General features: G+C 64.3%; 28 protein-coding genes and 1 pseudogene. 13 read left to right on the forward strand and 16 right to left on the reverse strand.

The features are described 5' to 3' along the window. Positions 1-85: 85 nt before the first annotated feature. Genes BM167_RS17905 through BM167_RS17935 form a run of 7 tightly spaced genes read right to left on the reverse strand, consistent with a single transcriptional unit; the run spans position 86 to position 3329 of the window. Positions 86-541: a hypothetical protein gene (locus BM167_RS17905; RefSeq protein ID WP_092894100.1), complete on the reverse strand. Its 456-nt coding sequence runs from the start codon at positions 539-541 to the stop codon at positions 86-88. Continuing rightward, a complete protein-coding gene (locus BM167_RS18675) occupies positions 541-972 on the reverse strand; it encodes a hypothetical protein (protein ID WP_092894101.1) in 432 nt (143 codons plus the stop codon). The genes BM167_RS17905 and BM167_RS18675 overlap by 1 nt, the downstream gene beginning before the upstream one ends. 21 nt (positions 973-993) lie before the next feature. After that, complete coding sequence (locus BM167_RS17915; RefSeq protein WP_143095547.1) at positions 994-1845, reverse strand: hypothetical protein; 852 nt, start codon at positions 1843-1845, stop codon at positions 994-996. Next, positions 1838-2182 (reverse strand): hypothetical protein, encoded by a 345-nt coding sequence (locus tag BM167_RS17920; RefSeq protein WP_092894103.1) that lies wholly within the window; start codon positions 2180-2182, stop codon positions 1838-1840. Before BM167_RS17920 ends, BM167_RS17915 begins: the two co-directional genes overlap by 8 nt. Position 2183: 1 nt before the next feature. Next, complete coding sequence (locus BM167_RS17925; protein WP_092894104.1) at positions 2184-2567, reverse strand: hypothetical protein; 384 nt, start codon at positions 2565-2567, stop codon at positions 2184-2186. Positions 2568-2609: 42 nt separating this feature from the next. Then, complete coding sequence (locus tag BM167_RS17930; protein ID WP_177213417.1) at positions 2610-3131, reverse strand: hypothetical protein; 522 nt, start codon at positions 3129-3131, stop codon at positions 2610-2612. Positions 3132-3134: 3 nt separating this feature from the next. Next, positions 3135-3329, reverse strand: coding sequence for a hypothetical protein (locus tag BM167_RS17935; protein WP_092894105.1), 195 nt, complete (start codon positions 3327-3329; stop codon positions 3135-3137). A gap of 269 nt (positions 3330-3598) precedes the next feature. Here BM167_RS17935 and BM167_RS17940 point away from each other — a divergent pair, with 269 nt between their 5' ends. The 9 genes from BM167_RS17940 (at position 3599) to BM167_RS18685 (ending at position 6836) form a co-directional block, all read left to right on the forward strand. Next, complete coding sequence (locus tag BM167_RS17940) at positions 3599-3799, forward strand: hypothetical protein (RefSeq protein WP_092894106.1); 201 nt, start codon at positions 3599-3601, stop codon at positions 3797-3799. Continuing rightward, positions 3796-4347, forward strand: coding sequence for a hypothetical protein (locus BM167_RS17945; protein WP_092894107.1), 552 nt, complete (start codon positions 3796-3798; stop codon positions 4345-4347). Before BM167_RS17940 ends, BM167_RS17945 begins: the two co-directional genes overlap by 4 nt. Positions 4348-4485: 138 nt before the next feature. Then, on the forward strand, positions 4486-4734 hold the full coding sequence (locus BM167_RS17950) for a hypothetical protein (RefSeq protein ID WP_092894108.1): 249 nt from the start codon (positions 4486-4488) through the stop codon (positions 4732-4734). Next, on the forward strand, positions 4727-5209 hold the full coding sequence (locus tag BM167_RS17955; RefSeq protein ID WP_092894109.1) for a hypothetical protein: 483 nt from the start codon (positions 4727-4729) through the stop codon (positions 5207-5209). The genes BM167_RS17950 and BM167_RS17955 overlap by 8 nt, the downstream gene beginning before the upstream one ends. Beyond that, complete coding sequence (locus BM167_RS17960) at positions 5206-5886, forward strand: hypothetical protein (RefSeq protein WP_092894110.1); 681 nt, start codon at positions 5206-5208, stop codon at positions 5884-5886. Before BM167_RS17955 ends, BM167_RS17960 begins: the two co-directional genes overlap by 4 nt. After that, entirely contained in the window at positions 5883-6332 is a 450-nt protein-coding gene (locus tag BM167_RS17965; RefSeq protein ID WP_092894111.1) for a PD-(D/E)XK family putative nuclease, read from the forward strand. The genes BM167_RS17960 and BM167_RS17965 overlap by 4 nt, the downstream gene beginning before the upstream one ends. Continuing rightward, a complete protein-coding gene (locus tag BM167_RS18680; RefSeq protein WP_177213418.1) occupies positions 6329-6466 on the forward strand; it encodes a hypothetical protein in 138 nt (45 codons plus the stop codon). Before BM167_RS17965 ends, BM167_RS18680 begins: the two co-directional genes overlap by 4 nt. Next, a complete protein-coding gene (locus BM167_RS17970) occupies positions 6463-6687 on the forward strand; it encodes a hypothetical protein (protein ID WP_092894112.1) in 225 nt (74 codons plus the stop codon). The genes BM167_RS18680 and BM167_RS17970 overlap by 4 nt, the downstream gene beginning before the upstream one ends. Further along, positions 6684-6836: a hypothetical protein gene (locus tag BM167_RS18685; RefSeq protein ID WP_177213419.1), complete on the forward strand. Its 153-nt coding sequence runs from the start codon at positions 6684-6686 to the stop codon at positions 6834-6836. Before BM167_RS17970 ends, BM167_RS18685 begins: the two co-directional genes overlap by 4 nt. 4 nt (positions 6837-6840) lie before the next feature. Here the strand turns inward: BM167_RS18685 and BM167_RS18845 are convergent, their stop codons facing one another. The 4 genes and pseudogenes from BM167_RS18845 to BM167_RS17985 form a co-directional block, all read right to left on the reverse strand. Continuing rightward, positions 6841-7074 (reverse strand): hypothetical protein, encoded by a 234-nt coding sequence (locus BM167_RS18845; RefSeq protein WP_245781414.1) that lies wholly within the window; start codon positions 7072-7074, stop codon positions 6841-6843. Positions 7075-7092: 18 nt separating this feature from the next. Then, a pseudogene (locus tag BM167_RS18990) lies at positions 7093-7281 on the reverse strand (HNH endonuclease); the annotation flags it as partial. Further along, complete coding sequence (locus tag BM167_RS17980) at positions 7269-7643, reverse strand: hypothetical protein (RefSeq protein ID WP_092894113.1); 375 nt, start codon at positions 7641-7643, stop codon at positions 7269-7271. The pseudogene BM167_RS18990 and the gene BM167_RS17980, both read right to left, overlap by 13 nt. 213 nt (positions 7644-7856) lie before the next feature. Beyond that, on the reverse strand, positions 7857-8042 hold the full coding sequence (locus BM167_RS17985; RefSeq protein WP_092894114.1) for a hypothetical protein: 186 nt from the start codon (positions 8040-8042) through the stop codon (positions 7857-7859). A gap of 147 nt (positions 8043-8189) precedes the next feature. Here BM167_RS17985 and BM167_RS17990 point away from each other — a divergent pair, with 147 nt between their 5' ends. From BM167_RS17990 to BM167_RS18000, 4 genes are read left to right on the forward strand one after another with little or no spacing between them, the layout of a single operon-like run. Beyond that, positions 8190-8450: a hypothetical protein gene (locus BM167_RS17990; RefSeq protein WP_092894115.1), complete on the forward strand. Its 261-nt coding sequence runs from the start codon at positions 8190-8192 to the stop codon at positions 8448-8450. Beyond that, a complete protein-coding gene (locus BM167_RS18690) occupies positions 8447-8593 on the forward strand; it encodes a hypothetical protein (protein ID WP_177213420.1) in 147 nt (48 codons plus the stop codon). The genes BM167_RS17990 and BM167_RS18690 overlap by 4 nt, the downstream gene beginning before the upstream one ends. Further along, entirely contained in the window at positions 8590-8790 is a 201-nt protein-coding gene (locus BM167_RS17995) for a hypothetical protein (RefSeq protein WP_143095548.1), read from the forward strand. The genes BM167_RS18690 and BM167_RS17995 overlap by 4 nt, the downstream gene beginning before the upstream one ends. Further along, positions 8787-10097, forward strand: coding sequence for a hypothetical protein (locus BM167_RS18000; protein ID WP_092894117.1), 1311 nt, complete (start codon positions 8787-8789; stop codon positions 10095-10097). The genes BM167_RS17995 and BM167_RS18000 overlap by 4 nt, the downstream gene beginning before the upstream one ends. Before the next feature lie 655 nt (positions 10098-10752). On the opposite strand, the gene BM167_RS18695 is transcribed toward BM167_RS18000, so the two are convergent. The 5 genes from BM167_RS18695 to BM167_RS18705 all read right to left on the reverse strand — a co-directional run. Further along, positions 10753-10923: a hypothetical protein gene (locus BM167_RS18695; protein WP_177213421.1), complete on the reverse strand. Its 171-nt coding sequence runs from the start codon at positions 10921-10923 to the stop codon at positions 10753-10755. Beyond that, positions 10916-11383: a hypothetical protein gene (locus tag BM167_RS18010; protein WP_177213422.1), complete on the reverse strand. Its 468-nt coding sequence runs from the start codon at positions 11381-11383 to the stop codon at positions 10916-10918. Before BM167_RS18010 ends, BM167_RS18695 begins: the two co-directional genes overlap by 8 nt. Continuing rightward, positions 11380-11571 carry a hypothetical protein gene (locus BM167_RS18015; protein WP_092894119.1) on the reverse strand — a complete coding sequence of 64 codons (192 nt, stop codon included), beginning with the start codon at positions 11569-11571 and terminating at the stop codon, positions 11380-11382. The genes BM167_RS18010 and BM167_RS18015 overlap by 4 nt, the downstream gene beginning before the upstream one ends. A gap of 3 nt (positions 11572-11574) precedes the next feature. Continuing rightward, positions 11575-11745 (reverse strand): hypothetical protein, encoded by a 171-nt coding sequence (locus BM167_RS18700; protein WP_177213423.1) that lies wholly within the window; start codon positions 11743-11745, stop codon positions 11575-11577. After that, the coding region (locus BM167_RS18705) for a hypothetical protein (protein ID WP_177213424.1) at positions 11738-12074 on the reverse strand (337 nt) is incomplete at its 5' end. The genes BM167_RS18705 and BM167_RS18700, both read right to left, overlap by 8 nt.

A 12074-nucleotide genomic window follows, 5' to 3' on the forward strand; every position in this document is an offset into this window, starting at 1 on the left:
GTGTCGTCGAACGACCGGGCGAACGCTTCGTCGGTCGAACCGGCCGCGTCGTCGAAGACACCGGCTATGTCGTCGTAGAGACCCATCAGCCCAACCTCCCGAGGACCGCGAACAGGTCGTCGACCATCGCCGTCAACTGCGCGACGAACTCAGCGACTGGGTTCCCCGTTGACGTCGACGTGCTCGAGGACGACCCCGTCGACATCGTCGACGGCGCGCCCGGTATCGAGGCCGACACCGAGTGCGTTTCGTCCGCGTGGTCCAGTTCGACGCGGATGGAATCGCCCGGCGAAACCGGGACCATCGCGCCGGCCGCTTCGCTCCGACCGGGCGAGACGGTGAACGTCTGGGTCTCTCCACCGTTACGAGTGACCCGCACCTCCTTCGACCCGATGTAGAACCCGTTTCCGGCCGCGGGTTCCGTGGTAATCGAGACGAGGACGTGCCCGGTCTGAAGCGCCGAGTCGACGCGTCCGACCCTGAGCGTCACCCACGAACTGTACGAGGAGTTCCCGGCGAGGAACCGCTCGGTGCGCCCCATCAGTTACCCCCCGTGAGCGTCGCGAGCGCCGCGACGACCGCGACGACCGCGCCGACGAGGAGGGCCGTCGACGACGACCCGCCACCGCCGCCGCCGCCGCTCGTCGACGGCGCGGGAGACGGAATGTCCCACCCGGCGAAGTCCAACTGTTCGACGCTGAACTGCGGAGTCGAGACGCCGGACGTGAACGTCCCGCCGTCGTCGCCGCCGGTGTCGTCGTGAACGCCGGTGTCGTCGATGCCGTCGACGCCGTCGTCGACGTCGAACCCGTCACCTTCGGAGGCGACGAACTCTCCGTCGATGTTCTCCACGTTGATGGAGTCGCCGTCTTGCGTGATTGTTCCGTCCGACCCTCCGTCGTCACCCTGCGTCGGGTCGAAGGTCGTGTTCGAGTCGTCACCGAGCCGCCTGTCTTCCATTATGATTCCCATGTTAGTTTCCTCGTTGCTGATTCACAGCTTCCATCTCCGCGCAAGCATCCTGACAGAGGGCATGACCGTCTCGGTCCCTCGGTCGTAGTCGATACGCCATCGGATGTTGTTCGCCGGGTCTGCCTCTATTGACGCGCCTCGAGAGACTGGGCCCGCAATTTCAGTCCATCCGCCAGACTGGAGTTCTTCTATATACACCTCAACTGACGAACCCCCCGGCTCGGTCGCTAGGAACGTAGTCGTGTCCCACCCGAACACGTCGACAGGCGGAATAAATTCCGCCGTCTGCGAACCTGTTGCAGGCCAACTGGATGGGTCGAGCGTCCCAATCTCTCCGAAAGTACCGGTGTTATTCGTGTACACCGTGTTTAACCCGTGAGTTTCACCTTCGACAGTGATGAACGAATTGTTCACCGTGGGTGACGAGTTGCTATTTGAGTGCGACCACTCTGCATTAGGGTTCGTAGCGGTGATTTTGTACGATTTGCTCGAATCGAGACTGTGGACAACCGGAAACGTAGTTCGACGTCCGGGTATCGGGTCCACCTGAATCTCTTTCAGGAGAGTGTTGTCTGAGGCGTCACGTAATCGGATGATTCGAGGCTCTACCGCCGGGTACGTCGTCACCCAGACGCCGACGTCGTTCTGTGCAGGTGTGAACTTCAAGCCCCGCTCGTAATTTGCGGACTCCGACGAGACGAAATCCTCCGTATAGTTCATCGGAGAGGCCCTTGACGCCGGTGCGAATGACAGGAATCCACCGCCGTTGTACGTGTTCACCCCAGTTGAAACAGACAGCCCTGATTCGTGGAACGACCGTGCAACCTCTTTATCTGCGACAGGGGTGCCTGCCGGCACTGAGAAGTTACTCACCGGCCCACGCTCCCGAGACGGCTGCGGCCGTCCCACGCGGGTCACGGAACGTCACCGAGTCGATTTCCCACTTGTCCCAGACGCCGACGCCTCCGTGCAGTCGGAGCGCGAAGGTGTCGCCGCCGGTCGTGGTGATCTCCGCGTCAACGTCGCCCGCCTGAGTGATGGTCAACTCCTGAATCGTCTCGGCGGGGTTGATGGAGTACGGATACGCGGACCCATCCTCGTCGAACGCGTCCCCGTGCGCGTAGTTGTCCGTCTCCATGACGCCCGTCGCCGCGGTCCGAAGCGTCCCGCCGGACCCGCGGACCATCTGGCTGAACTGCTCGACGCCCATCTCAGAACACCCCCTTGATGTAGCTGAGAACACCGCGAGAGACGCCACCCTCCCGTTCGAGCGTGACGTCGACGGTGTACGCGTACGCGTGTTCGGTGTCGTTGTTCGTCACCTCGACGCCGACGACGTCCTCTCGGCGCACCGGTTCGCTGACTGCGAACGGGAAGATGTCGTTATCGCCGACGATGGCGTCGCGGCCGTACACTTCGATGAGCGAACGACGCCGGCCCTCCTCGTCCTCGACGAACGGGAAGACTTCGAGGTCAAGGCGCGGTCCCTGGTAGAACCGGACCGTCACCTGTTCGATGGTCGCGTCCTGCTTCACCGCGAAGGTCTCTGTCTCCTGGTCGTCCGCGTTGACCGTGCCGCTGAAGCGACGGCTCACGCGGGGTTCAGAAGAATCGGAAGGCATGGAAAGAAGCCCCCGTTAGTTCGAGACCTCGGAGTACCAGAACCGGGCGCTCGACGCGGTCCCGGGGTTCTCCGTGTTGTCTACTTCGACACCGTCGCTCGACGAGGACGCACGAACGCGGAGTTCGATATGGCGTCCCGGCTTCGCGTACGGCGCGAGTGCGTACATGACGGGTCGGTCGGTTCGGTCGTCGTTGCGCGCGTCGGACAGCTCGGAGAGGTCGCCGAGAGAGACCCACTCGAGGACGCGGTTCTGGTCGGAGTCGGTGATGGCCGCGAGGAGTTCGCCGCGAATCGGGTCGCCGGCGGTTCCGGTGCCGGCTCCGCTCGCGACGAGGTCGGCGAACATGAACTTCGTGTCCGCGGACTGGCGGTTCTTCCCGCCCGCGCCCCAGAACAGGAGCTTGTCGTTCGCGACCTCCTTGCTGTAGACCGTCACCTCGGTGTCGGCCTTCAGCGTCTCGGCGTCGAGGTCGTCGGCGTTGAGCGGGCGCGCGTTGCCCGTGTCGATGAGACCGGGAGTGTACTCGAGAGTCATGAATTAGACCCCCGGAATCTGCTGTTCGCCTTCGACGCCGGCGACAGACTTTGCTCGGTTGTAGACGTACGTTGCGACGCCAGTGGCACCGAACAGGGCGATTATCCCTGCGACGGCACCACCGAAGTTCATCGCCGAACCCGACGGGTCGGTAGTGTCGACCGTCAAATCGACGAACGGAATCTTGAATTGCACCATTGCGCCTCTATATGGCCGCGAGAGTGACTTAGACCTCCGAATCGGGGGGATACCCGATTGCCGGGATGTACCCGCCCGATAATCAGGTCCAGCCCGTCGGGCCCCCCGTCGACGACGTCTGGCGAATCGAGTGGGTGCCACGAGTTGTTTAACAGTAGAACGGTGAAACTGTAAAACACCGTAATCGGGGGACGTAGGCGGGTAAGCCCCGATATATCGGGTAGTACCCGATTAAGGCATTTATGTACTTCTCGTTATGATGAATTTGCATGGCTCTGATAGGTCTTGTAACCGCCTTCGTCGTCGCTCTCATCGCTGACGGAGTGGGTGCATGGAGGGGTGACGCCCCGATTCGACAACTCGCGAGGACCGGGTTCGCGACACTCGTCCTCGTCGACGTCGGCGTCCTCCCCGGACTCGTCGACGCGTTCGGTTCCGCCGTCGCGTTCGGCGCGGGGGTGGTTCTGTGAGCGGTGGGTCGTTCGAGCGAGAGTCGCCGCGCGACTGCCAGTGTCCGAACTGCGGGCTCTGGTACGACTCGGCGGGCGTCGTCTCACACAACAACAACTGCCAGTTCCCCGAGGACCGCGACCCGATGGTCGCCCTCGAGGACGCACGGGACGCGCCCGACCTCGCGGACCTGGCCGACCAGGACGACGACGTCGACGACGAACGGAACCCGACCGAGGACGTCGACGAACTCGTCGATGAAGCGGTCGGCGGTTTAGACAGTGACCCGCCGGCCCCGTCGACGGCGCGCGCGGACGGCGGCATCGCAGACCTCCCGACGCCCGACGCCGTCGACGGCGACGACGCGGGCGACGACCAGGACGAACAGCACGACGTCGACGACGACCCGGTGCCCGAGTGCCCCGAGTGCGGGTCGCATCGCGTGTACGAAGTCGACGACCTCCCCGACTGGGTGGTCGCCGCGGTGCCCGACCTCGAGGCGTTCGACTGGGTGTGCGACGACGAAACCTCCCTTCGACAGGGTAACGTCGAGGTATTCAACACATGAGCAATCCGATATTCACGAGAGAAGTCAACGGCAACCACGCAGTACGCATCGGCGAAGAACTACGCGACCTCGAGGGCGTCGACGTTGGCGACTACGTCACGTTCGAAATCGTCGCGACGCACTCGCGAGGTGGTCGCAGTGAGTGACTACGAGTCCCCGCGACGCCTCCGTATCGAACGAGACCCCGACCGGGCGCGACTCGAAGCGAACGAGGAGACGGTGACCGCCGTCGGCGTTCAGATGCCGAGCGGCGTCATCTACATCGAATGGCGACGAGAGGCGTTCGAACCCGGCGACCGGTCAGAGGGCTTGGTCCACAGCCGGTACGAGAACGTCGAGGACGCCGTCCAAGCGACCGCCGGAAACGTGGTGTTCGAGGATGACTGATTTCGACGCGGGCGCGGCCGCCGCGCGTGCAGTCGGAGACCTCGCGGACCGGGACGTCGGCGACGCCGCAGCGGACGCGGCCACCGACGCGGTCGAGGCGACGACCGACGCGGCAACCGACGCGGCGACCGACACCGACAACGACTCGAGTACGTCGACGGCGGACGAAGAAATCGGGCTGATGGACGTCCTGATGCACACGAAGCCCGACCTCTCCGTCGACGAGGTGCAGGACCGTCTCGGAGTCGGACCCGCCGGAGCGAACGCCGTCGTCGGCGTTCGGAAGGTGGCCCACCGACTCACCGGAAGCGGAGGTTCGGACGGAACGCCGGCCATCATCAACTTCGCGACGGCCGGATACCTCACGGTGAACGGCCTCGAGGACAACGACGTCGACGACTCCGGCGGCGGTGAGGACGCCGACCGTTCGACGAACGGCGACGCGCCGAGCATCGGGGGGGTGTCGGGCGCGTGAGCGACGCACCCGGGTTCTTCACCGACAACGGCCACGTTCTCATCACCGGCATCACCGGGTCGAAGACCGAGATGGGCGGCAAGACCGGTCTCGCGAACTGGTGGGCGTCGACGTGGGGGACGCAGGCGTTCGACCTCGTCGTTTTCTACAACGCGAAGGGTTCGACCGCGGTCCGCGGTGAACGCGTGTACTCCGTCGACGAGATGGCCGAGAAGATGGCCGAGGGGAAGCGCCACTTCGATTTCGTCCCGCCGACCGAGGACTGGGCGACGCCGCACGCGAACCTGAAAGCGTTCGTCACCGAGCTACCGACCGAGATGAGCAAGCTGGTTGTTCACGACGAGATTCACGACTACGGCGACGAGGGTTCGATGGCGTCGTTCGTGAAGGTACTCGGCCAGAGCGACGGGTTCCACGCCGCGAACTGCAAGAGCGTCTGTCTGTCGCAGTCACCGACCGCCGAGGACGTCCCCGGCGTCGTCGGCAAGCAGTGTGACACGTTCATCTACGTCGGCCCCATCTCCGACGACTACCAGGCGTGGTTCCGCTCTCGCGGATGGACGAATCACTTCGACCACATCGTCGCGAACCATGACCCCTACCAGTGGACCGTCATCCAGGGGACGCGCGACCAAGACCGGACGACCTACCCGCCGGTTCCCGAGGAGTTCGCATGAGCGACCGGAAGCGGATGAACGCGAACGAGTCGCAGGGGATGGACGCGACGCACCGCGCGGCCGCCGAGTTCGGCCTCGAGGTCGACACCGAGACGGCCGACTGGTACGACGCGGTCGGACCGACCGGCGAGAAGTACGAGGTGAAATCGACGGTGGAGGAGTACAGCGGCGAGTACAGCGACGGCGACCCCGGCCGGTTCCGTCTCTGGGAGGACCAGCACGTCTCTCTCGTCCACGCGGACGCGAGCGGGACGGCGTTCTACGTCTTCGTCCTGTTCGACGAACCGGGCGTCGACGGCGACGTCGTCGACATGAAGCGCCTGCGCCCGTCCGAGGTGACCGAGATAGTGAACGACGTCGGAGACGGCGAGTGGAACCTCGCGAAGCATCCCGAGCGCCGGAGCCGTCAGCAAAAGGTGCCGTGGACGGCGGTGTTCGACCGATGACGTGCCTTTCGGCGGCGTGCAACTCCCCGTTCGTCGACGGTGCCGTTCTCGGTCTCGCTGGGTTCACCATCCTCTACGTCACCCACCGACTCGCCTTCGAACTCGGTTTCGACTTGGGGAGTGATTACCGTTGAACTTCGTCCTCACGTTCAAGATGTACCTGTTCGCCGCGACGCTGTTCAGCGTCGCCGGCTACGTCGTCGGGACGGTCCTCGCGATGCTCCCGTTCCTCTCCGGTGTGCAAGCGGGCGCACTCGGTGTCGGCCTGTCCCTCGCGGCGGTGAACGTCGCCGCGTTCTGGTCTCTCGGTGAGCCGCCGACCGGCCGGCCGCCCGAGGAGGTCGTCGACGCATGAACCCGTGGTTCCTGAAGGTCTATCGCGACGACGGAGTACAGGAGTTGCACGACTACTGTCTCGACGACGCGGCCGCCCTCGCGAAGGGTCTCCTCGAGGACGACGACGTCGACGCCGTGGAGGTCGCGCGCGTCTTCGCCGCCGAGTAGCGGGTCACTTGTTCTCGTCGCACCCGAACAGCCACCACTTCAGCCGCACCCAGATTGGTACTGAGCGCCAGCGCCGGCGCGATTCTACTTCGGCGGTGAGGTCGCGCGTCTGCATCTCTCCTTCCTCGACGATGATGACGCCCTGTGTCGTCTCTGTGAACGGGCGCGCGGGTAGGTCTTCGACTTCCTCTTGGACTGGGTCGTCGTCTAAATCGATGGCCTCCGCTGCTGAACGCATCTCCCCGTGGGTAGCAAGGTGACACTCTCGACAGAGGGTGACGAGGTTCGTCCGTCGGTGCGTTCCCCCGGCCGCGATAGGAACGATGTGGTGGATATGCAGTTCCGCATCACCGCGTCTACAGTTCTGACACGCGTAGTCGTCACGTTCAAGAATATCCTGACGCCGGCGTTTCCAATCAGAGGGGTACCGAGTCACTTCCTCCACCAGTCGCGAAGACGTTCGAGACGCCCCTTCTCGCTGTGGTGTACCTTCAGTTTCCCGCGGGCCTCGTTCAACCGGGCGCGGGCATCATCTCGCTCGTCTCGAAGCCTCTCGACCTCCTCCTCTAGAATCTCTAGACGGGCCTCCTTCCGAATCATCTCCTCGCGTTCGTCACGGAGGTCGTGGAGTTCGGTCTGAAGCTCCTCGACGCGGCGTTGCATCTGTTCTCGCTCCTTCTGCAACTCCTCTGCACGTTCGACGCACTCTCGAACCGCGGCAGATGTACTCTCGGCACCGATATCAGCCTTTACGCTATCGATGATTCGCTCGTGTTCATCATCGGCGCTGAAGGTGATTCTCCCCATACTACTTCCGTTCACTTCCGCCGACAAGATTCTTCGGTGTCACGTCTTCTACCTCCGAGATATTACGAATTAGTTACCAATTAAACTGACTACTTTCACCGCGAACCCATGGCTCGCTCTCAAGTGGGTCTGGTACTTACTCCTTTAATGCCGATGCCGGCCCAGTCCCCCAGCCATGAGAGAATGCGCCGACACCGTCTGCATAGGATGACCTCACTCGAATTCGAGTTCATCGATATACGGGGCGTTCTCGGCAAGGTCTTGCTCAAGAAGGTCGATGAGATGCTCGGTCATATTCATCCCGCGTTCCCGGGCCCGCATCTCAGCTTTCCGTTTGAGTTCCTCCGAGACGCGACCGCCGACGTACGGGTCGCGTCCACTACTCTCAGCCTTGCTCATGACGTTACGACGTTATACTGTTGAACAGTTAAACACCGGGGTTCGGAAATCTGAACAGTCACCGGAACTACTTTGTCGTTGGACTGTTAGACAGTCAAACGGAACACCACCATGTCCCCCAGCCACGGAGGAGGATACGATGCCCGAATGGGCATTCGCGTCCCTCCCCACTACGAAACTGCCGTCGAACAGATAGCGAACGAACTGGACTACAGAGCCGGTCCTCACAAGTCCGTCTCTAAGTCAGAGGTCGCGAGAAGGGCACTGCGCCTGTACTTCGCCGCCCTTGACCAAGCCGGGTATCTGCCCCCGGAAACGAGGGATTTGCTGGACGATGACCTGCACGCGAACGGCGGCGGAGACCTCTCCTTAGACGTCAAACTCGAAATCGAGGGAGACGAAGCATGAGCGCGGACGGGACGTGGCACGCGGTCTGTCGCGACTGCAAGGAGTTCGAGCAAGTGGGCGAGTACACGGACATCCTCACCGCGGGCAAGCAGCACCAAGACGACGAGGGACACCGGGTTTCCGCCGGGAGGGTAGACGAGTGATGTATCACGTCCGCTGTTCGCATCCTCGGTGTTCGTTCCACGTCCGCGCCCGCGGTGATCGGGCCGCGGAGGAAGCCGAGATAGGCCACGAGGATTCGACCGGCCACGACGTCTACCGCGTCGCTGACGAGTTGGTCGAGTTCGTCCGAGCGTCCGAGCTACGAAGTACAGGTGACCCGCGGAAGGTGGACGCGTGAGCGACGACGTCCACACCCAGAGCGGACTCGGAGACGTCTACGACACGACGTCGCCGGACGCCGCCCCGGACGCCGAGAAACGCCGTCTCGCCGAGCGCATCATCGAACGCATCGAGAAGCCGCGCGCCGGCGGTAAGGAGAACCTCGGTCCCGACACTCCCGGCGGACGACTCCCGTCCTACTCTCTCCCCGGTTTCGGCGACGCCTACGACGACTGTCGCGAGGACATGCCGCACTTCTGCGACGACTGTGGGAAGCCGATTCCGGTCCCGCGGACGTGCGCCCGGTCGACGTGCCCGGAGTGCGCGCCCGCGTGGGTTCTGAAGCGCGCTGGAACGAGTTACGAGAACTCGGGCGGTTCGACGACCGACGACGAGGAACTAAAGGAACCGAAGCCCGGCCACGTCGGGAAACTCCTCGCGGCCGCGAAGATGATGAGTGCGAACCGCGGCGGCGAGTCGGTGAAGCACCACCACGTCGTCTTCTCGCCGCCGAGAGACTGGTTCTTGCAGGCGCAGGACCCCTTAGACAAGACGTTCAAACTCATCGGCGACATTCTCACGAACCACTTCGACGCGGCCGGACGCGTGTACTACCACGGATGGTCCGGCGGCGACGACCTCGAGGACGACCTCGGCGAGTGGAAGAACCGACTGTTCGAGGGACGCGACTGGGAGACGGACGTGCGCCACGAACTCGAGCCACGGCCGCACTTCCACGCCGTCGTCGCGAGTCCGTTCATCCCCGGCGAGGGCGTCACCGACCGTATCCACGACGAGACCGGCTGGGTTATCAAACGAATCGCTGACGAGAAATCGAAGCGGTCCATCGACGGCATCGACGCACTCGCCCGCGTCGTCACCTACTGCATGTCCCACACGTCCATCAAGGAGACGGACCACGGGAACTTTGCACAGATGAGGGCGTACGGAAACGAGTACAAGGAGGTCGACGTCTACGACGACGACCGCCGCCGCGCCGACCGCGCCGTCCGCGAGGTCGCACCGCACACTCTCGGTATCCCCGCTCGCGATATCGAGTGCTACGAGGAGGTCCCGGCCGACGAGTGCGACGACCACGACCATCTAGACGAGCTCGAGGCCGACGCCGACGGTGACGGCGACGACCAAGAGGCAGACCCCGACGAGGTCGAGATGCGACCGTGCAAGGGAGCGGTCCGCCCCATCGACGAAGCGCCCGACCGTCTCGAGGACGCCGAGTGGCGCGCCCGTGCGACGCGCTGGAAGGAGCTACAGACGACGTTCGACGACTGGATGGACGACGGCGGCGGGTATCTCACCGGGTAGGCGACGTCGGTCCGGGTTCTCAGGTACGTAGTTACAACTCTCTGCTTTTCTCTCGTTCTCTCGCCGTCGACGACGTCCGCCCGTCGAGCGTTGCCGAACGTGTTTCTCGTCCTTCAGGTTCGCCCTCAGCTCCCCGTCGTCGACGCGGTCCCCGCCGGTTCTCTCCACCCGTTCTCATACCGTGCAAAAAAGAACCTCCAGATGAAACGAGTTCCAGATGAAAAGTTGGTCAATTCGGCCGCCGTCTTGCGGTTTCAACACCCCTTTTTTCGACCCGGATTTTCGTCTCCGAGAGTCCGTCCGCCTTTCGCGACTGTCCTAAAGTGCCGCTAACGGCCGTCTCAGGGTTTGTTGCAGCACGTTCAGGATTTCGTACCCTTTACCTTCGCAACTACCGCTTTTAGATACACGGACGGCCGCGTGCGACGCTCAGGGCCGAAATTTTTTGCGCGCGCCGCAGGCGCGCCGAAGTCCGAGCGTCAGCGAGGGCGTAGTTATCTTATCCTGCCTCCTCGCGGCCGGGGGGTGCCGGACGCGGCCGCCGCCGTCGACGCCGACCGACGCCACGCACGGCACCGACGACCCGACCGGCACTGCCGCTCACCGGAGCACTTCGAAGACGTCGCGAGAAGAATCGTCGAGGACCGCGGCCGCGTCACCGTGACCCGTCGGACGTCGACGGGAGACGAGAGCGAGCGAACGACACCACCCACCCGGTCCACTTCGCCGGCCGCGTGAGGACGGCGACCAGGAACAGCGCGTTCGGGACGCCGGTCGAGGCCGACCACGCGAGGGCGGCGTCGACGACGGCAGATGCGTTAGGCATGGTTCTCACCTCCCGAGCGCCCGAGGGCGACGGCCGCGGCGACGACCGCGACGACGAACAGTGCCGTCGACGACCACGGTCCGAGGACGTGCCAGCCGGAATCGAGTGGTGTCGGCACGGCCCACGCGTGTTCGACGACGTCGTCGAGTGCCACCAGGACGGAGACCGTCGCGACGACGCGCGGACCGAGGGCGAAGCCGAACCCCGGCCGCAGGAGAGCGACCAGAGCGACGACAGCACCCGCGTGCGTGAGGACCGCGCCGACCACGGGATGCGCCGGCCAGACGAGCAGGAAGCCGACGAGGGCGACGAGGACGCCCGCGAACGCGCCGACCGGCTCTCGGTCCGGGTCGTCGTCCCAGACGATGAGGAGAGCGACCAGCGCGGCGAGGAGGCCGAGCGTCGCGTGGTGCGGAGCGAGGACCGTCCCGTCCGGCACCGCTTCGGCGGGCCAGGTCACTCGTCACCGTCCCCGCCGTCGGCGGCGATGAACTGGTCCTCGAGGCGACGGAGACGTCCGCGGATGCGCCCGAGTTGCGAGTTCGTGTTCCGCGTCTGGTAGAGGTCGACCCCCATCAGGACGAGGAGGAGGAGGGCGAGGGCGGACTCCGAATCGACGATTGTCAGCAGGTCCATGAACTCGGACATGGCTCACTCGCCACCCCCGCCGCCGAGGTCGAGACCCCAGATGGCGGAGAGAGCGCCGATGCCGGCTATCTCCGAGACCGGGCCGGGTTCGATGATGAGACCCGGCACCATCATCACGACGACGACGACCGTAGCGACTACCTTGAATAGTAGGTTCGGGTCGTCGTCAGGCACTCGAACCACCTCCGTTCGACGAGGCGATGAGAAGCGCGAGCAGCCCGAGAACACCGGCGATGAGCATCGGACCGAGACTGCCGACCGACCGGACGGTGTCGTCGACGTCGCCGGCGGCCCAGTCACCGAGACCGGCCGCACCGCCCCAGAACGTGTTGGCGATGACGTCGGCGGTCCCGCCGCCCTCGGTGTCGTCGAACTGGCGGGCGAACGCTTCATCGGTCGAACCGGCCGCGTCGTCGAAGACGCCGGCGAGACCGTCGTACATCCCGCCGCCCTCAGTGTCGTCGAACGACCGGGCGAACGCTTCGTCGGTCGAACCGGCCGCG

This window comes from Halopelagius inordinatus, from assembly GCF_900113245.1.
Classification (GTDB): Archaea; Halobacteriota; Halobacteria; order Halobacteriales; family Haloferacaceae; genus Halopelagius; species Halopelagius inordinatus.